Source organism: Neorhizobium tomejilense, assembly GCF_964254135.1.
GTDB lineage: Bacteria > Pseudomonadota > Alphaproteobacteria > Rhizobiales > Rhizobiaceae > Neorhizobium > Neorhizobium tomejilense.
This window is the reverse complement of sequence record NZ_CAXUSO020000001.1, coordinates 1,942,463-1,968,045: the sequence shown is the minus strand read 5'-3', so window position 1 is coordinate 1,968,045 and position 25,583 is coordinate 1,942,463. Positions and strand designations below refer to the sequence as shown.

Here is a 25,583-nt window from a genome sequence, read left to right as displayed (position 1 = left end):
TCCGGCTCAGTCCTTGTCGTAAAGGCTGCTCAGCGGTTTCTTCAGCAGGCTTTCGCGTAGCGATCCTTCGCGCCGGAGCAGCGGGTTCGGGCGCGGCGCGCCTTCGGGCACCGGCGGACGCTGGAATGTCGGAGGCGTGGGCTGGTAGGGCTGCGGCTCAGGCGGGCGGTCGCGGCGCAGTTCAGCGAAACGGTCGGGGCGGGGCGCCGAGGGTTGTTCGGGGCCCGCCGCGCGCGGCAGCATTTCCGGCCGGTAGGGTTCCAGCTGCGGGTTGCCTGCCATGGGCGGCGTCGGATTGATCGTCACATGGCCGGTCGAGCGGATCTCCCGGTTCCAGCGATCGAGTTCGGCATCACCTGCCGGCGGGAAATCATCGTCCGTATCCTCGTCGGCCCCGGAAGCGCCTTCCGCGAAAGGCGCCGTCGCCGTGGAGTAGCTTTGCTGGAAGGTGGAAATATCGGGGCCGCTGACGGCGCGCATACGGGCGATCACGGTGCGCAGATCGACCGTATCAGGCGTATCCTCCGTGCCTTTGTCGGCGACCCCATTGGCCTTGGGCAGGTATTTTTCCTCGACGCGGGCAAACCGCATGCGCATCGGCACGGAAATCGCCTCGCCGAAGGCGATCGCCTCACCATTGCCGATCGACGACAGGAAGCTGGTCGTCGAGATCGACGAATTCGGGATTGCCGACTTGATGATTTCCTGGTCGCGGTCGTTTGACAGCCGCATCGCGAACACTGTGGAACACTGCGACAGGATCGTCTGGTCGAGTTCGCCGGGGCGTTGGGTGATGACGCCGAGCGAGACGCCGTATTTGCGGCCCTCCTTGGCGATCCGCGAGATGGCCTGCCTTGTCGGGAAGAAACCAAGTTCCCGGTCGGCCGGCACGTAGCGGTGTGCTTCCTCGCAGACGACGAGCATGTGGATGGCGCCATTGCTCCAGAGCGCCAGTTCAAACGCCATGCGGCAGAGGACCGAGGCGATGGAATTGACGACTTCAGAGGGAATGCCGGCAAGCTGGAAGGTCGAGATCGGCCGGTCGTCGCCGGGAATGCGGAAGATATAGGCGATCGTCTCCATGATCGTGTCGTTGATCGTATTGTTGGAGAACATGAAATGGTAGCGCGGGTCGTTGATCGCCGACAGGATGCGCATCTTGAGCGACCGCAGGAACGGTTTTTCGCCGCGGCCTTCCAGGCGGCCGATACGTTCGTCGATCAGCGCCAGGAGGTCCGCCATGCGGTAGGGGACCGGCGTATCGGCGGTGACCGAGCTTTTTTCCGTCGAGCGGCGCATCAGCGAGGTCTCGTTGCCGCGGAAGGCGCGTTTCGCCTCCGGGATCAGGTCGCGCAGGATGTCGAGTTCTTCCGCCACGGCCGGGCGGCCGCGGAAAACCACTTCTGAAAACTCTTCGAGCCGCATCAGCCAGAAGGGCAGGTCGAGCGTCTCGGTATCGATGACGACCGCGTGCTCGGGGAAGGCTGCGGCAAATTCGTTGTGCGGATCGAGAATGAGGACGCGCAGCTTCGGGTCGGTCTCGATCGCTTTGTGGAGGAGCAGGGAGACGGCGGTCGATTTGCCGACGCCGGTCGAGCCGACGATGGCGAAATGTTTCGACAGCATCGACGGGATATGGATCGTCGCGTCGATCGTGTCGTCCTGCGTCAGCTTGCCGACCACGCAGGTTTCGTTCTTGCCGGTATCATAAATGCGGGAAAGGTCGGCGGCACGAATCCGGTGCGCGACGGCGCCGAGATAGGGATAACAGGAAATGCCGCCGGTGAATTCGTCGCGGCCATTGAGCCCCTTGCGCACCTCGCCGAGCAGTTCGGCCTCGATGTGAAAGCCGGTGTTGCCGTTTTCGCTCCATTCCTTGCCACCGGTTTGCATTGCATAGGCAAGCGCCACGACACGGTTTTCGCCGACGCTGATGGAGATCAGCCGGCCGACGGACCACAGTTCGGTAAGATCGGTCTCGCCGTGTTCAGCAACGGCGGAAATGGTGGCGTGCGAGCCGGTGCAGGCGACGACGCGGCCAAGCATGCGGTTGCCCGGCTTCTGGATGTCGCGACGATCCTGCTCTCCTGCAGATGCGGAATGTTGCAGATCGTTGTTCAACAAACTCTGGCCCCTATCATTGGGGGTGGCGGAACGGGTCACGGTTCGTCCGTCGGGTCGCTACCCTCCAAACAGGGGGACTATATTGTGCCGGCCTTAACAACTCGTGTAGGAAAGCGCGCGGCCGAATGCGCGGAAACGGAGCAGCAAAATCAGGCCGATGAGGATTTTTGGTGCAGGCCCACGTTGACGAACGACATTTATCTGGCTAACACTTCGCGCCATGAAGATCTCGATCGCTCTTATTGTGGTGGGAACGCGCATGGGCAGGACGGTGTAACCGTCCGGCGACAGCCACCCATGCGCGGAAAGACAGGCTCCTCCAAGGGGCCTTTTTTTATGCCTTCAATCCGGCTCGGAGGAGCCGCCGGTAAAAATCCAGCAGCGAATGGACCAAGACAATGACGGATACGAACAATCAGGGGCCGGGCAACCAGATGCCAGATAATCAGATGCCAGATAACCGGATGACTGGTGCGGAGATCGTCCTGAAGGCTCTGAAGGACAATGGCGTCGAACATATCTTCGGATATCCGGGCGGCGCCGTTCTGCCGATCTATGACGAGATCTTCCAGCAGGACGACATTCAGCACATTCTGGTGCGCCACGAGCAGGGCGCCGGCCATGCGGCCGAAGGTTATGCCCGCTCCACCGGCAAGGTCGGGGTCATGCTGGTGACCTCCGGTCCAGGCGCCACCAATGCCGTCACCCCGCTGCAGGATGCGCTGATGGATTCTGTGCCGCTGGTCTGCCTGTCGGGCCAGGTCCCGACGACGTTGATCGGCTCGGACGCCTTCCAGGAATGCGACACCGTCGGCATCACCCGGCCCTGCACCAAGCACAACTGGCTGGTCAAGGACGTCAACGAACTGGCCGGCATCATCCACGAGGCCTTCCGCATCGCCCAGACCGGGCGGCCAGGTCCGGTCGTCGTCGACATCCCGAAGGACATCCAGTTCGCGACCGGTACCTATACGCCGAAGCCGGAGATCGCTCAGAACACCAGTTATCAGCCGCGCACCCAGGGCGACATCAACGCCATTCAGGCGGCTATCGAGCTGATGGCCTCGGCGCGCCGGCCGATCCTCTACACCGGCGGCGGCGTCGTCAATTCCGGCCCGCACGCCTCGCGCCTGCTGCGCGAGCTGGTCGAGCTCAGCGATTTCCCGATCACCTCGACGCTGATGGGGCTCGGCACCTATCCGGCGTCGGGCAAGAACTGGCTCGGCATGCTCGGCATGCACGGTTCCTACGAGGCGAACATGGCGATGCACGACTGCGACGTCATGGTCTGCATCGGCGCCCGTTTCGACGACCGCATTACCGGCCGCCTCAACGCGTTCTCACCGAATTCGCGCAAGGTCCATATCGATATCGACCCGTCCTCGATCAACAAGAACGTGCATGTCGACATCCCGATCCTCGGCGACGTCGGCAGCGTTCTCGAAGACATGGTCCGCCTGTGGCGCGCGCTGCCGAAAAAGCCGGCCAAGGCGCAGACCGAGGAATGGTGGAGCCAGATCAACCGCTGGCGGGCTCGCAAGAGTTTTTCCTACAAACATTCCAACGACGTCATCATGCCGCAATATGCGCTGCAGCGTCTTTTCGAGGCGACCAGGGGGCATGACACCTACATCACGACGGAAGTCGGCCAGCACCAGATGTGGGCGGCGCAATTCCTCGAATTCGAGGAGCCCAACCGCTGGATGACTTCCGGCGGCCTCGGCACGATGGGCTATGGTCTGCCGGCGGCGATCGGCGTTCAGGTGGCGCATCCGGACGCTCTCGTTATCGACGTTGCCGGTGACGCCTCGATCCAGATGTGCATCCAGGAAATGTCCTGCGCCATCCAGCATAACCTGCCGGTCAAGATCTTCATCCTGAACAACCAGTACATGGGCATGGTCCGCCAGTGGCAGCAGCTGCTGCACGGCAACCGTCTGTCGAATTCCTATACGGAAGCGATGCCGGACTTCGTCAAGCTTGCGGAAGCCTATGGCGCCGTCGGCATCTACTGCGACGATCCGAAGGAGCTCGACGACAAGATCGAGGAAATGATCGCGGTCAAGAAGCCGGTGATCTTCGATTGCCGCGTCGCCAATCTCGCCAACTGCTTCCCGATGATCCCTTCGGGCAAGGCACACAACGAGATGCTGCTGCCGGACGAAGCCACCGACGAAGCGGTTGCCAATGCCATCGATGCCAAGGGTCGCCAGCTCGTCTGAGACGGGCGGCACATCCTTCAACAAAATTCTGAGGAAATGGACCCAAGACCATGAATGCGCATCAGCAACCGACCGGATCCGCCTATTTCATCGCGCCTGAGACGGCGAAAGCCGAAAGCCACACGCTTTCGGTTCTCGTCGCCAACGAACCGGGTGTGCTCGCACGGGTGATCGGCCTGTTTTCCGGCCGCGGCTACAATATCGAGAGCCTGACGGTTTCGGAAACGGAACACGAAGCTCACCTATCCCGCATTACCATCGTGACGCGCGGCACGCCGACGGTGCTCGAACAGATCAAGGCGCAGCTCGAGCGCATCGTACCGGTGCACCGGGTCGTCGACCTGACTGTTCGCGCCCACGCACTCGGCCAGGAACGGCCGATCGAGCGCGAGGTGGCGCTGGTCAAGGTTGTCGGCCAGGGCGAACACCGCGCCGAAACGCTGCGGCTTGCGGATGCCTTCCATGCCAAGGTCGTCGATGCGACGGTCGAGCATTTCATCCTGGAGATCACCGGGAAATCCTCGAAGATCGACCAGTTCGTGGCGATCATGAAGCCGCTCGGCCTAGTAGAAGTCTGCCGCACCGGGATCGCGGCGATGAACCGCGGTCCGCAGGGGATGTAACGGGTCGGGCGGAGATCGATGTCTTCGAGGCGATCGACACGCTGGTAGCGGAGCGTCGGATGCTCGATCTCGACTAGATCATCTCCAACGGCGCCTTTTGCGATGGTGGCGGGAAGGCGGCGTCGAGGGCTGTCCAGTCCGCCTCGCTGAGATCCAGATCGACCGCCTCGGCATTTTCCGCGACGCGGTCCGGATTGGCGGATTTCGGGATGGCGATGACGCCGTCGCGTTCCAGCAGGAAGGCAAGCGCCACCTGCGCGGGTGTGGCCTGATAGGCCTTGGCGATGCGGATCAGTTCGCCGTTTCTGGCAAGCCGGCCCTGTTCGATCGGTGAATAGGCCATAAGCGGGATGCCGCGCTCCTGGCACCAGGGCAGAAGATCGTATTCGACGCCGCGGCGGGAGAGATTGTAGAGCACCTGGTTGGCGGCGCAGTTTCCGCCATCCAGCACTTCCATCAGTTCCTGCATGTCGCCGAGATCGAAATTGGAGACGCCCCAGGCGCCGATCTTGCCGGCCCGGCGCAGTCCCTCGAAGCCGGCGACGGTTTCGGCCAGCGGATGCTCGCCGCGCCAATGCAGGAGATAGAGGTCGAGGCGGTCGGTCTTCAGCCGGTCGAGGCTGCGTTCGCAGGCCTCGACGACACCCTTCCGGCTGGCATTCCAGGGATAGACCTTGCTGACCAGAAACACCTGGTCCCGGCGGCCGGAGATCGCTTGGCCGGTGATTTTTTCGGCCCCGCCCTCGCCATACATTTCCGCCGTGTCGATCAGCGTCAGGCGGAGGTCGAGGCCGCGCTTCAGGCTCTCGATCTCCACCGCGGCCTTGCGGCCGTCCTCGCCCATCTGCCAGGTGCCGAGGCCGAGAGCCGGAACCGAAATGCCGGAGGGCAAGGTGACTGTCGGAATATCGGACATCAGGGACCTCGGTCTGTCGCTTCTGGAGACGTATATCCTACTCAGATATGGCTTTGATTGAAGCTGCCAAGTTCCGCTTGAAGATCTTCTCCAACGATCCTATCACCGGAAGGTGGGCCATCCGCGAAACGAGATGGTCGAGATAGCCGGGACGGATTGGCGCTAGGAGAAAATATGTCGCTGGAAACTTTTCTGGCCCTTGTCCTGTTCGCCTTCACGACTTCGATCACGCCGGGTCCGAACAACATGATGCTGTTCGCGTCGGGCGTGAACTTCGGCTTTGCGCGGACAATTCCCCATATGCTCGGCATCGGTGCCGGCTTTCTGTCGCTGCTGATCGCGGTCGGCCTCGGCCTCGGCGCGCTGCTGCATTCGGTGCCGGTCGTCTACACCGGACTGAAATTCGCCGGCGGCGCCTATCTGCTCTGGGTCGCCTGGAAGATCGGCACGTCGCGCAGCCTGGCGGACGGCAAGACCGGTGCACAGCCGATGACATTTGTTGGTGCGGCGGCCTTCCAATGGGTCAATCCGAAGGCCTGGGTCATGGCAGTCACTGCCATGGCGACCTATACGAACCCGGAATATTACCTGCCGACCGTGATGCTCGTGGGGCTGGCGTTCGCTGCGGTCAACGTGCCGAGCGTTTCGACCTGGGCCGGCTTCGGTTCGGCGTTGCGCGAATGGCTGTCGGTGCCGGCGCGGCTGAAATGGTTCAACATCACCATGGCGCTCTTGCTTGTCGCAAGCCTCTGGCCGATGTTGAAGTGAGGGAGACGACCATGTCTACACATCATCACCACGATCACCATCACGACCACGGGCATGACCCCCAGCACGGCCATGACCACGATCACGACAACCGCTACAGCGACATGCAGGCGCGCGTAAAAGCGCTCGAAACGGTGCTGACCGAAAAGGGGCTGATCGATCCGAAGGCGATCGATGCGATCGTCGACACCTATGAGACGAAGATCGGCCCGCGCAACGGCGCCCGGGTGGTCGCCAAGGCCTGGAGCGATCCGGATTTCGCCGAATGGCTAAAAACCGATGCGACCGCGGCGATTGCAAGCCTTGGATTTACCGGCCGGCAGGGCGAGCATATGCGGGCGGTGTTCAATACGCCGGATACCCATAACCTGGTCGTCTGCACGCTGTGCTCCTGTTACCCCTGGGCGGTACTCGGGCTGCCGCCGGTCTGGTACAAGGCGCCGGCCTATCGCTCGCGCGCGGTCATCGATCCGCGCGGCGTGCTTGCTGAATTCGGCCTGGTCCTGCCGGAGACCAAGAAGATCCGCGTCTGGGATTCGACCGCCGAACTGCGCTATCTGGTGATCCCCGAAAGGCCGGAAGGTACAGCAGGTCTCGGCGAGGAGGCTCTCGCCGACCTCGTCAGCCGCGACGCGATGATCGGCACGGCGATTGCGGGGCCTCGGCCATGAACGGGCCCCATGATCTCGGCGGCCAGATGGGCTTCGGGCCGGTGGCGCCGGAAAAGGACGAGCCGTATTTTCATGCCGAGTGGGAGAAGCGGGCGCTGGGGCTGACACTGTCCGGCGGTGCTCTCGGTGGCTGGACGATCGACGAAAGCCGGCATGCGCGCGAAAATATTCCGCCGGCGGCGTATCTGGGCGCGAGCTATTACGAAATCTGGATCCAGGCGCTGGAAGTGCTGCTCGAACGCCATGGTTTTGCGGCGCGGGCGGAAATCGATGCGGGCCGCAAGCAGATGGAGCCGGCGACGCCAAAACGCATCCTGAAGGCGGAGATGGTGGCGGGCGCGCTTGCCAAGGGCGGACCGTGCGACCGGCCCGTCGAGACGGAACCACAGTTCCAGCCGGGCGACCGGGTGCGGACCCGCAATTTCAATCCGGAGACACATACGCGGCTGCCGCGTTATGCCCGCGCCAAGACCGGTGTCGTCGAGGCCGTGCAGGGCTCCTTCGTATTTCCGGACGACAATGCGCATGGCAAGGGCGAGAACCCGCAATGGGTCTATACGGTGGTGTTCGACGGCCCTGAAATCTGGGGCGAGGGCGCCGACCCGACGCTGACGGTCTCGATCGATGCCTGGGAGAGCTATCTTGAGCGCGTGTGAGGTCCCCTCGGCATTGGTGCAGTCGCCCGGATTGCCGAAGTCACCGGAGGGTGATCCGGTGTTTCCGGAGCCCTGGGCGGCGGAAGCCTTCGCGATGACCGTGCATCTGTACGAGCGCGGCCTGTTCAGCTGGGGCGAATGGGCCGAAGCGCTTTCAGGCGAGGTCCACAAGCCCGGCAGAGCGGATGACGGCAGCGACTATTTCGACTGCTGGGTGGCGGCACTCTCCGGCCTGCTGGTCGGCAAGGGCGTCGCGGACTGCGAAACGATCCTCAGGCTGCAGCGGAGCTGGCAGCGGGCAGCGGAGGCGACGCCGCATGGCCGGCCGATCGAACTTGCCAACGATCCGCTGCGCTGAAGATCAGCTCGGAAACTGGCGGTAACATTCCTCGGCGACCCGGCGCAGCATGTCGCGGGAGATTTCGCCGGTGACGGCATATCCGAGCTCGCCGTCGATCCAGTAGAAGGTCTCGACGGTGCTGGCGGAGGCGAACCGAAAACTGGTCGTGCGGTTTTCCTTGTTGCGCCCGACGAGCACGGTCAGGCGCTGGCCCGTCTGGTCCTCGTACATGAACAGCGCGCCCGGCTTGCCGCCGACCGGCAGGAGGCGGCCGCCGACCAGCTTGAAGCCCTGTCCCTGCAGGTTCGGAACCTTGAGATTGGCGATCGACAGCCGCTTGCCAAGCCAGTTGGCGAGATGCGTCTCTTCGTTGGCGAAAACTTCGACCGGGTGGCGCACTTCGCTTGCATAAACGAGGAAGGCGTTGCGAGCCTCGCGCGGCAGGACTTCGGTAGCGGCAAGCTGGATATCCGGGCGTCCGAACAGCAGCGGGCCATAATGGCCTCCGAGCGCGCCGGCTGCGAAGATCACGACCGCGGCGGCTGCCAGCGCGAAGCGGCGGGACGGCCGGGTGCTGGTGCGCGCCAGACCGCCCGTGAGAATCTGGATATCGGTGGGTTTCGATCGTTCATGACCGGCGAAGGCGGCGCGCAGATCGTCGTTCTGTTCCTGCCAGTCGGCCACCATCTGTGCGGCGTCCGGGTTCTCGGCCAGAAAATCCTGCACGCGAGCGCGGTCGGCCTCGTTTAGGACGCCGTCGGCATAGGCGTGCAGTTCCGCTTCGGTTACGGATCTGGCTTCGGTCATCGTGGTCTCCGCAAAGGTATGACGTTTTCCTCCCGCATTTTTTCCCGCAATGCCTGGCGCGCCCGAGACAGGCGCGACATCACCGTGCCGACCGGAATCTCCAGCATCTCGGCGACTTCCTGATAGGCGTAACCTTCGACGACAACCAGCATCAGCACCGCGCGGGCCTCCTTCGGCAGCGTCTCCAGCGCCTGCACGAGACGGTTCTTTTCCAAGGGATCGTCGGCAGCCGTGCTTGCAGCCAAGCTCTCGGCCTCCTCGATGCCGACGGACGGGCGTCGCGCGATCGACCGCCGTGCGTTGAGGTGAAGATTGGTCATGATCCTGTAGGCCCAGGACTTGAAATTCGCGCCGCGCCACTGGCCGCGACTGACCAGCGCCTTCTCGACGCAATCCTGCAACAGGTCCTCGCTCTCCGTGTCCGAGCGCGTCAGGCTGCGCGAATAGCGCCTGAGCGAGGGCAGGAGGGCGAGGATCTGCGCCTCAAAGGAAAGCGGCGCGTGAGCCTGTGCCTCACGCGCCGTTCCGGAAGCGGATTGATCAGGGCTTTGCGACATCCCAAACGCCGTTCACGCCGTCACCGGTGGTGTCGCCTTCCTTGGTGTCCTTGACCCAGTAATAGAGCGGCATGCCATCCTTCGCCCACTGCTTGGCCCCGTCCTTGCGGGTCACGATGGAGTATGCACCATCGGCCTTCGCATCGGAAGCGGCCATGACCGGCGGCCAGTTGGTGGCGCACTTGTCGTAGCAGTTGGAAGTACCTGGCTTGTCGTTCTTGAAGGTGTAGAGCGTCATGCCCTTTTCGCCGACGAGGACTTCGCCTTTGGTCGAGGTCTTGACGGTCTTGAACGGGCCGGCGGCAAAGGCGACGGAGGTCAGCGCTGCGAGCGCGAAAGGCACGAGAATGAAGGTCTTCATGGATCGTCTCCCTGGTTGATGGCGGCCTCACGTCGGCCACCGAAGTCAAGACACCGGGAGCGGCGGATTTATTCCGTCGATGCCGAAGATTTTTCGGGAAAATCATTATTTAGCTATTGAGCTAAGTATCTTGATTTGATACTTATCCTTATGGAAAACTATTCAAACGAACTCGACGGTCTGTTCCAGGCGCTTGCAGATCCGACCCGGCGGGCGGTTCTGGGGCGGCTCGGTCACGGATCGGCCAGCATCAGCGATCTCGCGGAACCGTTCGACATGGCGCTGCCCTCGTTCATGAAACATGTGCGTTTCCTGGAGGAGAGCGGCCTGATCCGCACGCAGAAACAGGGCCGGGTGCGGACATGCACGCTGGAGCGGGCACGGTTCGCGATGCTGGAGAACTGGCTTTCCGAACAGCGGGCGATCTGGGAAGCCCGTACCGACAGGCTGGAGCAATTGGTTCTGGCGAAACAGGAATTCCTTCGGCACGAACAGAAACGGGAGACAGGCAGATGACGCAGACGTTCAATCCGGATCTCGACCTCACCATTTCGCGGTTGATCAAAGCGCCGCGCTCGGCTGTGTGGAATGCCTGGACGGACAAGGCGAGTTTCGAGCAGTGGTGGATCCCGGCGCCGGCGCTCTGCAGGGTCACGGCGATGGACATTCGCCCGGGCGGGGCCTTCGAAACGCAGATGAGCGAGAACGGCGGCGATTTCGGTCCGCATCTCAGCGCCTGTTTTCTGGCCGCCGACGACCAGGAGAGGATCGTCTTCACCAATGCGCTGACAGGCGGTTGGCGGCCGGCCGAACAGCCGTTTATGACAGCGATCATCACCTTCAAGGATCATCCGCAGGGCACGGAATATCTGGCGCATGTCATGCACAAGAGCCCGGAGGACCGCAAGATGCATGACGAGCTGGGCTTTTTCGACGGTTGGGGCACGGTGATCGAGCAGCTGGTGAAGCTGGTCGAGCGGCGGCACTGAGGGCTCAGAACAGCGGGATATCCGGCTTCGTCAGCATCAGCCAGAAGATGGCGATGACCGCGAAGAAGGCCGGGAAGCCGCAGGCAAACCAGATCCGGTAGAGCCGGTACCATTCTGGCGGCAGCGGCGCGGAGTCTTCGCAGGCGATGCGGGCGATATCGCGCATCTTGATCTGGATCCAGACGACCGGCAGCCAGAACAGTCCCGTCACCACGTAGAGAATGAGCGACAGGGCGACCCAGCCATCCGTCAGCGACCAGCCGATGCTCCTTGCCAGCAGGTAGCCGGTAACCGGCTGCAGGATGACGGCGGTGGCGGTGAAGACGGTATCGGCCAGCACGACCGTGCCGGCGGTGTGGGCGATCAGTTTCGGATCTTCCGTCCGCCGGGCGATGACCATGAAAAAGGCGATGCCGGCGCCGGTTCCGAGCAGCACCGCGGCGCCGATTACATGCAGGAGGCGCAACAGGCTTTCGGCGTCCATCAGCGTTCGTCCAGAATGGCGAGGGAGACGAGGGTGAGCGCGATCGACGGCAGGACTTTCACGAGGACCCCGAGCGGATCGAGCCAGAGCTGCGGCGCAAGGATCGTGCCGCCGGCCAGGTAGGCGAGGCTGGTGAGGATCATTCCAAGCATCGCCTTGCGGGCATGGGGGCGGACGAGGACGGCAGACCCGAGCAGGATGTCGAGGAGACATGTCGCGACCGTCATTGCCACGGCGAAGGAGCCCGGCACGATGGGCGGAAATCGGGCTGCCGCGGCGCTCAGGTCGAGGAGCGGGATCAGGCCGGACAACAGCCAGAACAGCGACAGCGTCAGAATGATTGCGGGTTTCAGGAGATAGAGCCGCGCGAACCAGAGGTCCTGGACGCCGCTCGGATGGGCGGCGAGGGTCTCTGCCGCATCTGCCAGGACGAGGCCGGCCGGTTTCGGCCTCAGGCTCCTGACGCCTTCCGACATTATCGTCACCGCCGTCGAGCGAAGCGGCGAACGCCAGCCGAGTCGTCCGGCGATGTCGGCGGCCCAGGTGACGGGTTTCGCAAGCGCCGCCGGCGATGCAATGACGGCGGCCGCAGGCAGGCCAAGCCAGGTGCGGTGAAGCTTCACGAGGTCAGACAAGGTCAGGGTCCTGTCGGCGGCGAGATCGAGATCGCTGCCGGCCGGGATGGTGCCGTCGACCGAAAGGGAGACGGCGGCGGCGACATCGTCGAGCGAGACGGTTTCGACCGGGCTTTGCGCATGGATGAGCGGCAGCAGGCCGGGTAGGCTCGCGAGCGACCGGAGAAGCGCTGTGCCGCCATGGGCATTGCGGCCGATAACGAGCGCAGGCCGCAGGATGACGAACGGGAGACCGCTTGCCGCAAGCGCTTCGTCGGCACGACGTTTGGTGGCGAGGAAGGGCAGGTCGGCGGCTGCGCCGTCCGTGCGGGCGGAGATCTGCACGATATGCCTGCCGCCGAGCGCCCGTGCCGCCTCGTAGAGCGACAGCATCGCCTTTTCCTGGGTGGCGCCAAGATCATCCGAAAGACTGTCCTGGAGGGCGCCAGCGCAATTGACGACGACATCCTGATCCTCGATCAGCGGACGCCATGCGGCGGCAGACAGTTGCGCGAGATCTGCCTTTATCCACTCGGCCGCGGGCCATTTCAGGCGGGCTTTGTCCGGGTCTCGCCCGAGCCCGGTTATTCGATGACCCTCCGCGGCAAGCCTTTGCAGGATCGCCGAGCCGATAAAGCCGGTTGCGCCGAGAATCAGAATCTTCATGCCGCGATCATAGGGGCCGATGATGAAAGCTGAACAGTGGCAATTCCACCCTCCGGATAGACGGAGAGAAAGGTGTCGCCCGCCCTCCGGAAGACCGGCAACGAGCTCATCCCGGCCTTTGATTCATCTTTCGTTCTTTTTCGGTTGCGCTTGGCCGCAGAATCCTGCCAAGTCCCGTCATGCAATTTGCACCGCAACAGGACGAGGCCCTCAAGGCCGTTTCACAATGGCTGAAAGAGGGCCGCGGCCAGGTCTTCCGGCTGTTCGGTTATGCGGGCACCGGCAAGACCACGCTTGCCAAACATTTCGCCGAAAATGTCGATGGCGAGGTGCTGTTCGCAGCCTTCACCGGCAAGGCGGCGCAGGTTCTGCGCTCGCGCGGGGCGCGGAACGCGAAAACCATCCACTCGCTGATCTACAGGCCGCGCGGCGAGGAAGCGGTCGAGGACGATGCCGGAAAAACTTCGATCGCGCCGATGTTCTCGATCAACCGCCAGAGCCCGGTCGCCAAGGCGGCGCTGATCATCATCGACGAATGCTCGATGGTGGACGAGGCGCTCGGCAAGGACCTGATGAGCTTCGGCACGCCGATCCTGGTGCTCGGCGATCCCGGCCAGCTGCCGCCGGTAACCGGCGGCGGGTTCTTCACCGAACAGGAGCCGGATTACCTGCTGACGGATATCCACCGCCAGGCGCGCGACAACCCGATCATCCAGCTCGCGATGAACGTGCGCGAGGGCAAGGAGATCATGTATGGCGACTATGGCACGGCGAAAGTGATTTCACGCAACGAGGTGACGCAGCCTTTGGTGATGGAGGCGGACCAGGTTCTGGTCGGCACCAACAAGACCCGCAAGCGCTACAATCAGCGGCTTCGGGAACTGAAAGGGTTTACCGCCGACTATCCGCAATCCGGCGACAAGCTGGTCTGCCTGCGCAACGACCCGGCCAAAGGGCTGCTCAACGGTTCGCTCTGGCAGGTGATGAGCTCGTCGCGCGAGACCGTGAAGCCCGGCATCAACCTGATGATCAGGCCGGAAGACGACGACATGGATCGCGGCGCGGCCAAGATCAAGCTTCTGAAACAGGCGTTCGAAGAGCAGGAAGGGGAAATCCCCTGGACGACCCGCAAACGTTACGACGAGTTCGATTACGGCTACGCGCTGACCGTCCACAAGGCGCAGGGGTCGCAGTGGAACAACGTCGTTCTGTTCGATGAAAGCTGGGCGTTTCGCGACAGCCGGGAGCGCTGGCTTTATACCGCCATCACGCGCGCGGCCGAGACTCTGACGATCGTCCGCTAAAGAAGCCGATCAGTTCGGCACGAAACCGAGCAGCATCGCCTTGGCGACCGCCTGAAAACGGTTGGTGGCCTGGAATTTCTGGATGATGTCATCTTCCATCCGGCGCAGGTCCTCGAATTCGAGATTGAGCGCGCGGGCAAGCCGTGGCGCCGAATAACCCTCGGCCATCAGCCCCAGGCACCGTTTCTCGATGTCGCTCAGGACCAGCGACATGGGCTTGGGAGTGGCAAGCGTCGGATTTTCCTCCTCGGCCACCAGCAGGCTTTCGATCTGCTGCATCTGCCGGCGGATGTTGGAGATGTCGGCCGTGAGCTCCCGTTTGCGCCGCGCCAGCATGTCGTGGAACATCTCGTCCGCTTCCGCCTCCGAGGTCGCGCCGGCAAGCTCTTCCATCAGTTCCTGGATGACCGCAACCGGAATACCGATCTCGCGGCAGGCATTGATGACCGCCATGCGGTGGATCTGAACCCTGTCATAGACCCGCATGCTGCCGGAGCGGCGGGCCGTGATCAGGCCCTTTTCCTCGTAGAAGTGAAGAGTGCGATGGGTGACGCCGAAGAGGTCCGCCATTTCGGCGATCGCCACCGGCTGGGTGGGCATTTCAAAAGAGAGTGAAACCTGGGGGAGATAAGGGAAATTGTGGGCCGCTCCCGCAAGGGGCGCACTGTCGGTCCTGGCTTGCATGATATCGCTCTGCATCGAGTTCCCTTGCGCCTGAGTTTGGCGTCGTGGTCAGATATGCATCTACAGGTTGCGACTTTGCGCCGAACCTTCTGGATGGAACCTCGGTACTGAAAATGCGGACCCGATTAAAATCGATGGCAGAATTCGCTGTTCAAACCGTATTCCGCCGCCTTTTGGCCTGCTCAGCGAACTCTGTTAGATATACGTTACTTAAAATTTTAGGAAATGGTAGCCCCGGTTGCCTCGTGAATTCTCGTCCATCAAAACTCTTTATAGGTGCATTTTTCCAAACCTGGTGGCATTGCGAAGGCGCATGTCCTAAAAGCGGATCAACCTTTCAAAACCGGGTATTGCCATGCCGACCAAGCTTTCCGTGAACCTCAATGCCGTCGCCATGCTGCGCAACCGCCGCGATCTTCCCTGGCCGAGCGTCAAGGGGCTGGGGCGCATCGCGCTTCAGGCAGGTGCGGCCGGCCTGACGGTGCATCCGCGCCCCGACCAGCGCCACATCCGCTTCACCGATCTGCCGGCTCTTCGGGCGCTGATCGACGACGAGTTTCCAGCGGCCGAGTTCAATATCGAGGGATATCCGAGCGAGGATTTCCTGGCGCTCTGCGAAGCGACCCAGCCGGAGCAGGTGACGCTGGTGCCGGACGATCCGACCCAGGCGACCTCGGATCACGGGTTCGATTTCCGCGCCACGCACGAGATGCTGAAGCCGATCGTGGCGCGGCTCAAGAAGGGCGGCATGCGGGTGTCGTTGTTTGCCGATGGCGACGGCGATGTCGAGGCGGTAAAGCTTGCAAGGGCAACGGGTGCCGATCGCATCGAGCTCTATACCGGTCCCTATGGCGGCTGTTTCGACAATCCGGAGCGCGGCGCCGAACTGCTTGAAAAACTCGGGCGGACGGCGGATGCGGCACTTGCCGAAGGGCTCGGCGTCAATGGCGGCCACGACCTGACAGTCGCCAACCTGCCGGCATTGGTGAAGCGTATACCGAAGCTCGCCGAGGTGTCGATTGGGCACGGGCTGACGGCGGATGCGCTCGAATACGGCATGGCGGAAACCGTGCGCCGCTTCCGCCGCGCCTGCGGCCAGGCCGTCTAGTTCGACGACGAAAGCTTCGCTTCGCAGAGATCCAGCACCCAGGTCTGGCCGTTGCATTCCGGCCCGAACAGGTTGTGCTTTTCCTCCGCGACGAGTTTGAAGCCCGTGGTCTCGTAGATGCGGATCGCAGCCGTCAGGCAATCGTTGGTCCAGAGCGACAGCATCTTATAACCGGCGAGCGTCGAGAACTTGATGCATTGCTCGACCAGCGTCCGGCCGAGACCGAGGCCACGGGCGGCCGGGTCGAGATAGAGGAGGCGCAGCTTGGCGGTATCGCCGCCGCCATCGGCCAGGACCACCGAACCGACACGCTTGCCGTCGCGTTCGGCGATCCAGCAGCGTTCGCGCTCGGGGTTGAAATTGGCGATGAACTTGCCGGCGACCTCGGCGACCAGCCCTTCGAACTTGTCGTTCCACCCGTATTCCCGCGCATAAGCGACCGCCTGAGCTTCGATGAGCCAGCCCATGTCGCCGATCCGGTGCGGACGGATGACGACCGGTGGGGAGGGGGCGGCCGATTGCGGATCGAGAATGGTGCGGATCGCCTGCATGGAGCCGATCAGCTTCTCATGGCCCATCTCGTTCACGTCCCTCAGATCCTTGGCGATCTGCTGGCGGGAGCGTTCGCCGAGCGTCTCGTATTCGGCTTGTCCCTTGTCGGTGACAACGAGGATCTGGCTACGTTTGTCCTCGGGATCCGGTTCGCTGTCGATGAAGCCCGCCTCGCGGAATTTCTTCAGCAGCCGGCTGAGATAGGCGGGATCGAGGCCGAGATCGCGGTTGAGTTCGGTTGCCGAAACCCGTTTGCGGGCGCCCATCTCGTACAGGATGCGCGCCTCGGTCAGCGTGTAATCTGTATCGAGATAGCCCTTGGCGAGAACGCCGAGCTTGTTTGTGTAGAAACGATTGAAGGCGCGGACGGCGTCGAGAACGGCAGGATCGGTCATCGGCAGGATCTCCTCTTCGAAGATTCTGTCCAATATTTACTTGACTGAGTCAAGCAAACTTACGCCGCGGCGCGTTTCACCGGCGACAGGCCGAGTGCGAAATCGACTGCGGCCCTGGCGTGGATGGCGGTGGAATCGACGCCAGGAAGCGGCAGGCTGGAGGGGTCGAGCAGGAGGCAGATTTCCGTGCAGCCGAGGATGATGCTGTCGGCGCCTTCAGCCTTCGCCTTTTCGATCATGGCGATGGCCCGCGTGCGGGAGGTGTCTAGAACCGTGCCGGCACAGAGTTCGTTGAAGATGATGTCATGGATATCGGTGCGATCGTCCGCGTCCGGCACCATGACATCGACGCCGAGCATCTTCATGCGCTCGATATAGAAACCGTGCTCCATCGTGTAGCGGGTGGCCAGCAGGAGCGGGCGGTTCAGCCCTTTCGACGTCAATGCCCTGGCGGTCTCATCGATGACATGGATGAGCGGCACGTCGATCGCAGCCTGTACGTCCGGCGCGACGATGTGCATGGTGTTGGTGCAGATCAGCACGCATTCGGCGCCGGCCGCCTTCAGCCCGCGGGCGCTCTTGGCAAGGTGCTCGGCCGCCAGATCCCAGCGGCCGGCCTTCTGCATGTCGACGATTTCGGCAAAATTGACGGAATGCAGCAGGAGATCGGCCGACGCAAAACCACCGAGGCGTTCGCGCACCATCTCGTTGATCAGCCGATAATACACGGCAGTGCTTTCGAAACTCATCCCGCCAATCAAGCCGATCTTGCGCATTTTTTCTCCAAACGAGATGGAATCTGGTAACTCCATCTCATTATCGCGAAATTCGGAGAGCCGCAATCCGGCGAGATGCTAAGCGGCGAGGGCGGCCTTCTGGGTCTCGAAATAGGCGGCGAGCGTCTGCGGCTTCTGGCCGGTCAGCGTCTCATAGTCGCTGGTCACCTGTTCGAAATTGCCAGCACGGATATTGGCATCCGCCGAGACTAGCATATTCACGACGAAAGCAGGCAGGCCGGCGCCGGTAAGGCCCTGGGTCAGCTGCTCGTCGGTGACATCAACGACATCCAGCGGCTTGCCGGTGGCAGTTGATGCGCGGGCGGCGATTTCGTTGGCCGTCAGGGATTCCGCACCGGTGAGCGTCAGCGTGCGGCTGCCGGCCGGCGGATTGGCAAGGGCTCCGGCTGCGGCACGGGCGCAGTCGTCGCGGCTGATCGTGGTGATCTTGCCCGCACCCACGGACGTGTACCATTTGCCGACCTGAAGATTGTGCGGCATGCTCATCAGATAATTGTCGTGGTACCAGGAATTGCGCAGGATCGTGTAGGCGACGCCGCTCGCCTTGATGGCCTCTTCGGTGCCGAGATGATCCGGCGCGAACGTGACCAGCGACTTGTCCGGGTTGGGCATGGACGTGTAGACGATGTGCTTCACGCCGGCCTTCTTGGCGGCGGAAACGGCGTTCCTGTGCTGCGTGATGCGCTTGCCGGGCGTCGCCAGCTCGTCGGTGGAGATGATCAGCAGACGGTCGACGCCGGTGAATGCCTTGATAAGGCCGGCTTCGTCGTCGAAATCGGCCGTGCGGGTTTCCAGACCGCTGGCGGCAAGGTCGGCGAGCTTGTTCGGATCACGGCTGGCGGCGACGATGTCGGCGGCGGCGACCTTGGATGTCTCCAGCAGGTGACGCAGGACTGCGGGGCCCAGATGGCCGGCGGCGCCGGTGACGAGAAGTTTGGTCATGCGGGTTTCTTTCCTGGCAATGGCCGGCCTGTAGCGCGGCGAGAACGTTGGTCTCAAAAAGAGACTAGCACTAGAATAAGAATTGACTTCGATCTGTAAAGGAGGCAGTTTCGAGGGAGATCGTTACTTCAAGGGAACCAACTCCATGGCCCTCAATGCAAGCCGCAAGCCGGTGCTGGACGGCAAGGAATGTGATATGTCCGGGTGGGACATGGGTAACTGCCCGGTTCGGGACGTCCTCGACCGGATCGCCGGCAAATGGTCGACGCTGCTTCTCGGGGCCTTGGCGCGTCAGCCCTACCGCTTCGGCGAGCTTCGCCGGCTGGTGCCGGATATTTCGCAGCGGATGCTGACCCAGACGCTGCGCGACTTGCAGCGCGACGGTTATATCGAACGCGAAGTGTTTCCGACCAAGCCGCCGAGCGTCGAATACCGGATGACCGATCTCGGCCGCTCGCTCTTCGAGCCGCTTTCCAAGGTGCTGCTATGGGCGGAGGCCAATCATCCGTCCGTCAAGGCAGCGCGCGTGAAATACGACGAGAGCGAACTGGCTTAATGTGAAAAGGGCTCCGATATGGCAGCCCGATATTCTCCATAGGGCCTGGCAACAACCAGACCTGACCGCGACCATCCTCCTGGCATATCCTATAAAACGGCAGCATCTGTTCCAATGGTTCGGTCAAATTCCAGCGCAGGCGGTCGAGCCACCTTTTTGTTGCGGCCAGACATAAGGCGTTTATCGCACTTCAATCATCTTGCTGTTATGAAGCGGCAAAATGCCTGAGAAGGAGAAACCCCTATGAGCCGTTCCTGCCTTGCCGTCATCCTCGCCGCCGGCGACAGCACGCGCATGAAATCGTCGATGTCGAAAGTGCTGCATCCGATTGCCGGCCGCCCGATGATTGCTCATGTCATGGCGGCGGTGGCATCGAGCGGCGTGACCGAGGCGGCTCTGGTGGTCGGCCGTGATGCGGACGGGGTTGCCAAGGCCGGCGCGGTCCAGGGTGTTACGGTCGAGGCCTTCCTGCAGACCGAGCGCCGGGGCACAGGCCATGCGGTCCTGACGGCGAAACAAGCCATCGCCCGCGGTTACGACGACATCCTGGTCGCCTATGGCGACGTCCCGCTGGTCACCTCGGCTCCCTTCGCCGAGGCGCGGGAAAAACTGGCCGCCGGAGCCGATGTCGTGGTGATCGGTTTTCACACCGACAAGCCGACCGGCTATGGCCGGCTGCTGGTGGAAAACGGCGAGCTGATCGCCATCCGCGAGGAAAAGGATGCGACGGAGGACGAGCGCAAGGTCACCTGGTGCAATAGCGGGCTGATGGCGATCAACGGCCGCAAGGCACTGTCGCTTCTGGAGGGCATCACCAATCAAAACGCGAAGGGCGAATATTACCTGACCGATCTCGTCGAGATCGCCCGTGCCGCCGGCGGCAAGGTCGTGGCGGTCGATGCGCCGGAAACGGAGGTTGCCGGCTGCAACAACCGGGCCGAACTGGCCATGCTCGAAAAGCACTGGCAGGAACGCCGGCGCCATGAGTTGATGATCTCGGGCGTCAGCATGATCGCGCCGGAAACCGTCTTCCTGTCCTATGATACGGAGATCGGCCAGGACGCGCTGATCGAGCCGAACGTCGTTTTCGGCCCGGGCGTCAGGATCGACAGCGGAGCGGTGATCCATGCCTTTTCCCATATCGAGGGTGCGCATGTGAGCGGCGGCGCGACGGTCGGACCTTTCGCGCGGCTCCGCCCCGGCGCCGATCTTTCCGCAGGCTCCAAGGTCGGCAATTTCTGCGAGGTCAAGAATGCCAGGATCGACGAAGGCGCCAAGGTCAACCACCTGACCTATATCGGCGATGCCTTTGTCGGCGCTCATTCCAATATCGGCGCCGGCACGATCACCTGCAACTACGACGGCGTCAACAAGCACGAGACCCGCATCGGCGCCAATGCCTTTGTCGGATCGAACTCGTCGCTCGTCGCACCCGTCTCGATCGGCGACGGCGCCTATGTCGCCTCGGGAAGTGTCATCACCGACAATGTCCCGGCCGATGCGCTGGCGCTTGGCCGTGCCCGCCAGGAGGTGAAGCCGGAGCGCGCGAAAATCCTCCGGGAGCGGGCGCTCGCCCTCAAGGCCGCCCGCAAGGCGCAAAAGTAGCGCGGCTATTAACATTTGCGCGTTACTTTCCGACATCGAAAGTGACCGGCGGGCCGATTGCGCAAAACCAGCAATCGGCTAGGAGTTCGCGCGGGTTCCAGAAGCGGAGAGGGTCGTTCATGTGCGGAATTGTCGGGATCGTCGGAAATTCGCCGGTGGCGGCGCGTCTGGTCGATGCGTTGCGAAGGCTCGAATACCGCGGTTATGATTCTGCAGGCGTCGCGACCATCCACGAGGGCCGCATGGATCGCCGCCGCGCCGAAGGAAAACTCTTCAATCTCGAAAAGCGGCTCGACGCCGAGCCGCTGCCCGGCACGATCGGCATCGCCCACACCCGCTGGGCGACCCACGGCGTTCCGAACGAGACCAATGCCCATCCGCATTTCGTCGATGGGGTTGCCGTCGTCCACAACGGCATCATCGAGAACTTCTCGGAACTGAAGGACGAACTGCTGGCCGAAGGGGCGGTCTTCGAAAGCCAGACCGACACGGAGGTCGTGGCACACCTGCTCGCCAAATACACCCGCCAGGGTCTCGACCATCGCGCCGCCATGCTGGCGACGCTGAACCGCGTTGCCGGCGCCTATGCGCTGGTGGTGATGTTCGAGGACGACCCGGGCACGATCATGGCCGCCCGGTTCGGACCGCCGCTTGCGATCGGCCACGGCCGCGGCGAAATGTTCCTGGGGTCGGATGCGATCGCGCTGTCGCCGTTCACCAATGAAATCACCTATCTGGTCGATGGCGACTGCGCCGTCATGACCCACAAGGGTGCAGAGATCATCGACTACGACGGCAGGCCGGTGACGCGGCAGAGCCAGATTTCCCAAGCCTCTGCCTTCATGGTCGACAAGGGCAACCACCGCCATTTCATGGAGAAGGAAATCTACGAACAGCCGGAGATCATCTCCCATGCGCTCAGCCACTATATCGATTTCGCCGCCCATACGGTGAAGGCGAACGATACGGCGATCGACTTCGGCAAGGTCTCGGGCTTGGCGATTGCCGCCTGCGGCACGGCCTATCTGTCCGGCCTGATCGGCAAATACTGGTTCGAGCGTTATGCGCGCCTGCCGGTCGAAATCGACGTCGCCTCGGAATTCCGCTATCGCGAACTGCCGCTGTCGCCGTCCCAGGCGGCGCTGTTCATTTCCCAGTCGGGCGAGACCGCCGATACGCTTGCCTCGTTGCGCTACTGCAAGGACAACGGCCTCAAGATCGGCGCGGTGGTCAACGTCAGGGAATCGACCATCGCCCGCGAATCGGACGCGATCTTCCCGATCCTCGCCGGCCCGGAAATCGGCGTCGCCTCCACCAAGGCCTTCACCTGCCAGCTTGCTGTCCTCGCCGCGCTCGCGATCGGTGCCGGCCGCGCCCGCGGCACGGTGACGGCGGGCGACGAGAAGGCGATGGTGAAGCACCTCGCCGAAATGCCGCGGATCATGAGCCGGGTGCTGAACGACATCCAGCCGCAGATCGAGTCGCTGTCGCGCGAACTGTCGCGCTTCAAGGACGTGCTCTATCTCGGCCGAGGCACCAGTTTTCCGCTTGCCATGGAAGGCGCGCTGAAGCTCAAGGAGATCTCCTACATCCATGCGGAAGGTTATGCCGCAGGCGAACTGAAGCACGGGCCTATCGCGCTGATCGACGAACACATGCCGGTGATCGTCATCGCGCCGCATGACCGCTTCTTCGAAAAGACCGTTTCCAACATGCAGGAAGTGGCGGCGCGCGGCGGCAAGATCATCTTCATCACCGACGAAAAGGGGGCGGCGGCGTCCAAGCTTCCCACCATGGCGACGATCGCGCTGCCGAATGTCGACGAGATCATCGCGCCGATGATCTTCTCGCTGCCGATCCAGCTTCTTGCCTATCATACGGCGGTGTTCATGGGGACCGATGTCGATCAGCCGCGCAATCTGGCAAAATCCGTCACGGTGGAGTGATATCCGCCGGCTTTTCCTTGCATCGCAACATCGCATCCGGCATTGTCGCATCAATGATTGCGGCAATGCTTAGGGTATGCAGGGAAACAGAATGAGCGACAGTCCAGAGCGAATATCGCTGGCCGGCCGTCTCAGGAACAACTTCCTAACCGGCCTGATCATCTGCGCGCCGCTTGCCATCACCATCTGGCTTACCTTCACCTTCATCGACTGGGCGGATAGCTGGGTCACGCCCTATATTCCGCAGCGCTACGACCCCCAATATTACTTCAACATCACCATTCCCGGCACCGGCCTGCTGATCGCGGTGGTGCTCATCACCATCATCGGCTTTCTCGGCAAGAACCTGATCGGCCGCTCGATCGTCAAGTTCGGCGAATCGATCCTGCACAGGATGCCGCTGATCCGCAGCATTTATAAGAGCATCAAACAGATCTTCGAGACGGTGCTGAAGGAACAGTCGACCTCCTTCAAGAGATGCGGGCTGATCGAGTTTCCGAGCCCCGGCATGTGGGCGCTGGTCTTCATTTCCGGCGACGCGCAGGGAGAGATCGCGGCGAAGCTCAATGCGGACGGTGAGGAAATGGTCGGCGTCTTCCTGCCCCCGACCCCGGTTCCGACCGCCGGTTTCCTGATGTTCGTGCCAAAGAGCAAGATCATCATGCTCGACATGACGCCGGAAGAAGGCGCCAAGCTGCTGATATCGGGGGGCCTCATCGCACCGGACTACAAGCCCGTCCCCGGCGCACCGACCGCCGTCCTGCCGGCCCCGAAAATGCAGGCCTAACCGGCTCTCAGGAACCGGATAGCCTCGTCGCGGCGGTGCAGATAAAGCAGCACGCGCATGTTCTGGCCCCGTTCGCTGGTGAGTTCCGGATCCCGCTCCAGGAGGTAGGCCGCATCCTTGCGGGCGATTTCCAGCAGGTCCGCATGCGCTTCCAGGCTGGCGATCCGAAAACCGGGCGTGCCGGACTGGCGGGTGCCGAGCAGCTCGCCTTCGCCGCGCAGTTTCAGATCCTCCTCGGCGATCAAAAAACCGTCCTCGCTGTCGCGCAGGATCGAAAGCCGCGCCCGGCCGGTTTCGCTGAGCGGCCCCTTGTAGAGCAGGATACAGGTCGAAGCCTCGTCGCCGCGCCCGACGCGGCCGCGCAACTGGTGCAACTGGGCGAGCCCGAACCGCTCGGCATGTTCGATGACCATGATCGTCGCATCCGGCACGTCGACGCCCACTTCGACGACGGTGGTCGCGACCAACAGCCGGATTTCGCCGGTCTTGAAGGCGCCCATCACCGCGTCCTTGTCAGGTCCGCTCATGCGGCCGTGGATGAGGCCGACATCGCGGCCGAGTTCCCTGGCAAGAACCGCATAACGTTCCTCCGCCGACATCAGATCGGAGACGTCCGATTCCTCGACGAGAGGGCAGATCCAATAGGCTTTTTTTCCTTCGCCGATCGCGCCCCTCAGCCGGGCGACGATGTCGCCGATCCGTTCGGTGGGGATGGTGACGGTTTGGATCGGCTTGCGGCCTGCCGGTTTTTCGGTGAGCTTCGAGACGTCCATGTCGCCGAAGGCGGCGAGCACCAGCGTGCGGGGAATGGGCGTCGCGGTCATCACCAGCATATGCGGGGAAATTCCCTTGGCCGTCAGCCGAAGGCGCTGATGCACGCCGAACCGGTGCTGCTCGTCCACCACCGCGAGCATAAGATTGTGATAGTTGATCGCGTCTTGAAAGAGTGCGTGGGTGCCGACGATGATCTGCGCTTCGCCAGACGCAATCCGCTCGATGATCTGGTCGCGCTCGCGCCCCTTGGTGCGGCCGGTCAGCACCTCCACCGCGACGCCTGCCGCACCTGCGAGCTTGGAGATCGTCGAATAATGCTGGCGGGCGAGGATTTCTGTCGGCGCCATCAGCACCGCCTGGCCACCGGCCTCGACGGCCGCCGACATGGCGAGCAGCGCCACTAGCGTCTTGCCGGCCCCGACATCGCCCTGCAGCAGTCGCAGCATGCGGTCTTCGCCGGCCATATCCTTGATGACGTCCTCGACAGCCGCTTTTTGGCTGGGCGTCAGCGAGAAGGGAAGGTTGGCGATGATCTTTGCGGCAAGATCGCCCTTCACGCGGATCGGCTGGCCCGGGACCTTGCGCACCCTCTGACGCACCAGCGACAGGGACACCTGGCCGGCGAGGAACTCGTCATAGGCGAGCCGCCGACGGGCAGGGGCCTGCGGATCGATATCCGCCGCGTCGCGCGGATCGTGCAGCCCGCGAAAGGCCTCCGCCACCGACGGAAAACCCTGGCGCAAGGCCAGCGCCGCATCCGCCCATTCCGGCAGTTCCGGTATGCGGGCGACGGCACCGTCGATCGCCTTGCGCAGGACTTTCGGCGTCAGGCCGGCCGTCATCGGGTAGACCGGCTCCACCAGGGCCATGTTTTCGGCCTCGGAGGATTTTACGATGAAATCCGGATGCACCATCGAGGGCCGGCCGTTGAACCAGTCCACCTTGCCGCTCACCATCACCATCTCGTCAATCGGCAGCGACTTTTCCAGCCAATTGCCTTTTGCCCGGAAGAAGGTGAGCGCCAACTCGCCCGTATCGTCGTGCAGGAAGACGCGATAGGGCATATTGGACTTGCCGGGCGGGGGCGGCTGATGGCGGTCGACCCGGCCTTCGATCGTGACGATCGCGCCTTGCGGCGAAAGCGCGATGCCCGGCCGGTTGCGCCGGTCGATCAGCGAGGAGGGGGCATGGAAAAGCAGGTCCACGACACGACAATCGTCCGGGTCCTCGCGGCCGGTGACGCGGGCGATCAGTTCGGCAAGCTTCGGCCCGACACCGGCAAGCGAGGCGACGGGCGAGAACAGCGGATCGAGTATGGCGGGACGCATGGCGCGC

Annotated in this window: 26 protein-coding genes; 14 read left to right on the top strand and 12 right to left on the bottom strand. The window is 62.8% G+C overall.

Annotated features, from left to right (window positions below; genetic code table 11):
* Window positions 1-6 precede the first annotated feature (6 nt).
* Window positions 7-2,124 carry an ATP-binding protein gene (locus ACSQ3G_RS10175; protein WP_436109938.1) on the bottom strand — a complete coding sequence of 706 codons (2,118 nt, stop codon included), beginning with the start codon at window positions 2,122-2,124 and terminating at the stop codon, window positions 7-9.
* Window positions 2,125-2,558: 434 nt separating this feature from the next.
* Between ACSQ3G_RS10175 and ACSQ3G_RS10170 the strand changes: the two genes are divergently transcribed.
* Together ACSQ3G_RS10170 and ilvN are read left to right on the top strand one after the other, a co-directional pair.
* Window positions 2,559-4,346, top strand: coding sequence for an acetolactate synthase 3 large subunit (locus tag ACSQ3G_RS10170; RefSeq protein ID WP_105424520.1), 1,788 nt, complete (start codon window positions 2,559-2,561; stop codon window positions 4,344-4,346).
* 50 nt (window positions 4,347-4,396) lie between these two features.
* Window positions 4,397-4,969, top strand: a complete 573-nt coding sequence (gene ilvN, locus ACSQ3G_RS10165) for an acetolactate synthase small subunit (RefSeq protein WP_436109937.1) — start codon at window positions 4,397-4,399, stop codon at window positions 4,967-4,969.
* A gap of 73 nt (window positions 4,970-5,042) precedes the next feature.
* Here the strand turns inward: ilvN and ACSQ3G_RS10160 are convergent, their stop codons facing one another.
* Entirely contained in the window at window positions 5,043-5,885 is an 843-nt protein-coding gene (locus tag ACSQ3G_RS10160) for an aldo/keto reductase (protein ID WP_436109936.1), read from the bottom strand.
* A 174-nt stretch (window positions 5,886-6,059) separates the two neighbouring features.
* Here ACSQ3G_RS10160 and ACSQ3G_RS10155 point away from each other — a divergent pair, with 174 nt between their 5' ends.
* From ACSQ3G_RS10155 to ACSQ3G_RS10140, 4 genes are read left to right on the top strand one after another with little or no spacing between them, the layout of a single operon-like run.
* Entirely contained in the window at window positions 6,060-6,653 is a 594-nt protein-coding gene (locus tag ACSQ3G_RS10155) for a LysE family translocator (RefSeq protein WP_436109935.1), read from the top strand.
* Between the two features lie 11 nt (window positions 6,654-6,664).
* Window positions 6,665-7,324 carry a nitrile hydratase subunit alpha gene (nthA, locus tag ACSQ3G_RS10150; protein ID WP_436109934.1) on the top strand — a complete coding sequence of 220 codons (660 nt, stop codon included), beginning with the start codon at window positions 6,665-6,667 and terminating at the stop codon, window positions 7,322-7,324.
* A complete protein-coding gene (gene nthB / locus ACSQ3G_RS10145; protein WP_436109933.1) occupies window positions 7,321-7,980 on the top strand; it encodes a nitrile hydratase subunit beta in 660 nt (219 codons plus the stop codon). The genes nthA and nthB overlap by 4 nt, the downstream gene beginning before the upstream one ends.
* A complete protein-coding gene (locus tag ACSQ3G_RS10140) occupies window positions 7,967-8,338 on the top strand; it encodes a nitrile hydratase accessory protein (protein ID WP_436109932.1) in 372 nt (123 codons plus the stop codon). The genes nthB and ACSQ3G_RS10140 overlap by 14 nt, the downstream gene beginning before the upstream one ends.
* Window positions 8,339-8,341: 3 nt before the next feature.
* Here ACSQ3G_RS10140 and ACSQ3G_RS10135 read toward each other — a convergent pair whose 3' ends face one another.
* The 3 genes from ACSQ3G_RS10135 to ACSQ3G_RS10125 are packed head-to-tail and all read right to left on the bottom strand — an operon-like array spanning window position 8,342 to window position 10,045.
* Window positions 8,342-9,127, bottom strand: a complete 786-nt coding sequence (locus ACSQ3G_RS10135; protein WP_436109931.1) for an anti-sigma factor family protein — start codon at window positions 9,125-9,127, stop codon at window positions 8,342-8,344.
* Window positions 9,124-9,684: an RNA polymerase sigma factor gene (locus ACSQ3G_RS10130; RefSeq protein WP_436109930.1), complete on the bottom strand. Its 561-nt coding sequence runs from the start codon at window positions 9,682-9,684 to the stop codon at window positions 9,124-9,126. Before ACSQ3G_RS10130 ends, ACSQ3G_RS10135 begins: the two co-directional genes overlap by 4 nt.
* Entirely contained in the window at window positions 9,668-10,045 is a 378-nt protein-coding gene (locus ACSQ3G_RS10125) for a COG4315 family predicted lipoprotein (protein ID WP_105400834.1), read from the bottom strand. Before ACSQ3G_RS10125 ends, ACSQ3G_RS10130 begins: the two co-directional genes overlap by 17 nt.
* Window positions 10,046-10,195: 150 nt before the next feature.
* Here ACSQ3G_RS10125 and ACSQ3G_RS10120 point away from each other — a divergent pair, with 150 nt between their 5' ends.
* Complete coding sequence (locus ACSQ3G_RS10120) at window positions 10,196-10,561, top strand: ArsR/SmtB family transcription factor (RefSeq protein WP_436109929.1); 366 nt, start codon at window positions 10,196-10,198, stop codon at window positions 10,559-10,561.
* Window positions 10,558-11,034 carry an SRPBCC family protein gene (locus ACSQ3G_RS10115; protein ID WP_436109928.1) on the top strand — a complete coding sequence of 159 codons (477 nt, stop codon included), beginning with the start codon at window positions 10,558-10,560 and terminating at the stop codon, window positions 11,032-11,034. Before ACSQ3G_RS10120 ends, ACSQ3G_RS10115 begins: the two co-directional genes overlap by 4 nt.
* A 4-nt stretch (window positions 11,035-11,038) precedes the next feature.
* Here ACSQ3G_RS10115 and ACSQ3G_RS10110 read toward each other — a convergent pair whose 3' ends face one another.
* A complete protein-coding gene (locus ACSQ3G_RS10110) occupies window positions 11,039-11,518 on the bottom strand; it encodes a DUF2269 family protein (RefSeq protein ID WP_436109927.1) in 480 nt (159 codons plus the stop codon).
* Window positions 11,518-12,798: an SDR family oxidoreductase gene (locus ACSQ3G_RS10105; RefSeq protein ID WP_436109926.1), complete on the bottom strand. Its 1,281-nt coding sequence runs from the start codon at window positions 12,796-12,798 to the stop codon at window positions 11,518-11,520. Before ACSQ3G_RS10105 ends, ACSQ3G_RS10110 begins: the two co-directional genes overlap by 1 nt.
* 179 nt (window positions 12,799-12,977) lie before the next feature.
* Here ACSQ3G_RS10105 and ACSQ3G_RS10100 point away from each other — a divergent pair, with 179 nt between their 5' ends.
* Window positions 12,978-14,102: an ATP-dependent DNA helicase gene (locus ACSQ3G_RS10100; RefSeq protein ID WP_046633654.1), complete on the top strand. Its 1,125-nt coding sequence runs from the start codon at window positions 12,978-12,980 to the stop codon at window positions 14,100-14,102.
* A 9-nt stretch (window positions 14,103-14,111) separates the two neighbouring features.
* Here ACSQ3G_RS10100 and ACSQ3G_RS10095 read toward each other — a convergent pair whose 3' ends face one another.
* Window positions 14,112-14,786, bottom strand: a complete 675-nt coding sequence (locus ACSQ3G_RS10095) for a MerR family transcriptional regulator (RefSeq protein WP_436109925.1) — start codon at window positions 14,784-14,786, stop codon at window positions 14,112-14,114.
* Between the two features lie 355 nt (window positions 14,787-15,141).
* Between ACSQ3G_RS10095 and ACSQ3G_RS10090 the strand changes: the two genes are divergently transcribed.
* Window positions 15,142-15,894, top strand: coding sequence for a pyridoxine 5'-phosphate synthase (locus ACSQ3G_RS10090; RefSeq protein ID WP_436109924.1), 753 nt, complete (start codon window positions 15,142-15,144; stop codon window positions 15,892-15,894).
* On the opposite strand, the gene ACSQ3G_RS10085 is transcribed toward ACSQ3G_RS10090, so the two are convergent.
* From ACSQ3G_RS10085 to ACSQ3G_RS10075, 3 genes are all read right to left on the bottom strand, one after another.
* On the bottom strand, window positions 15,891-16,841 hold the full coding sequence (locus ACSQ3G_RS10085) for a bifunctional helix-turn-helix transcriptional regulator/GNAT family N-acetyltransferase (protein WP_436109923.1): 951 nt from the start codon (window positions 16,839-16,841) through the stop codon (window positions 15,891-15,893). The two genes, ACSQ3G_RS10090 and ACSQ3G_RS10085, sit on opposite strands and share 4 nt — an antisense overlap.
* 59 nt (window positions 16,842-16,900) lie before the next feature.
* Complete coding sequence (locus ACSQ3G_RS10080) at window positions 16,901-17,617, bottom strand: aspartate/glutamate racemase family protein (protein ID WP_436109922.1); 717 nt, start codon at window positions 17,615-17,617, stop codon at window positions 16,901-16,903.
* Window positions 17,618-17,695: 78 nt separating this feature from the next.
* Entirely contained in the window at window positions 17,696-18,580 is an 885-nt protein-coding gene (locus ACSQ3G_RS10075) for an SDR family oxidoreductase (RefSeq protein ID WP_436109921.1), read from the bottom strand.
* A gap of 145 nt (window positions 18,581-18,725) precedes the next feature.
* Here ACSQ3G_RS10075 and ACSQ3G_RS10070 point away from each other — a divergent pair, with 145 nt between their 5' ends.
* The 4 genes from ACSQ3G_RS10070 to ACSQ3G_RS10055 all read left to right on the top strand — a co-directional run bounded on the left by ACSQ3G_RS10070 (window position 18,726) and on the right by ACSQ3G_RS10055 (window position 23,474).
* Window positions 18,726-19,136: a winged helix-turn-helix transcriptional regulator gene (locus ACSQ3G_RS10070; RefSeq protein ID WP_046633662.1), complete on the top strand. Its 411-nt coding sequence runs from the start codon at window positions 18,726-18,728 to the stop codon at window positions 19,134-19,136.
* 243 nt (window positions 19,137-19,379) lie between these two features.
* A complete protein-coding gene (gene glmU, locus ACSQ3G_RS10065; protein WP_436109920.1) occupies window positions 19,380-20,741 on the top strand; it encodes a bifunctional UDP-N-acetylglucosamine diphosphorylase/glucosamine-1-phosphate N-acetyltransferase GlmU in 1,362 nt (453 codons plus the stop codon).
* Window positions 20,742-20,860: 119 nt separating this feature from the next.
* Window positions 20,861-22,687, top strand: a complete 1,827-nt coding sequence (gene glmS / locus ACSQ3G_RS10060; protein WP_436109919.1) for a glutamine--fructose-6-phosphate transaminase (isomerizing) — start codon at window positions 20,861-20,863, stop codon at window positions 22,685-22,687.
* Between the two features lie 91 nt (window positions 22,688-22,778).
* Window positions 22,779-23,474, top strand: coding sequence for a DUF502 domain-containing protein (locus tag ACSQ3G_RS10055; RefSeq protein ID WP_046633667.1), 696 nt, complete (start codon window positions 22,779-22,781; stop codon window positions 23,472-23,474).
* Here ACSQ3G_RS10055 and recG read toward each other — a convergent pair.
* Window positions 23,471-25,576 (bottom strand): ATP-dependent DNA helicase RecG, encoded by a 2,106-nt coding sequence (gene recG, locus ACSQ3G_RS10050; RefSeq protein ID WP_436109918.1) that lies wholly within the window; start codon window positions 25,574-25,576, stop codon window positions 23,471-23,473. The genes ACSQ3G_RS10055 and recG overlap by 4 nt on opposite strands.
* Window positions 25,577-25,583 lie beyond the last annotated feature (7 nt).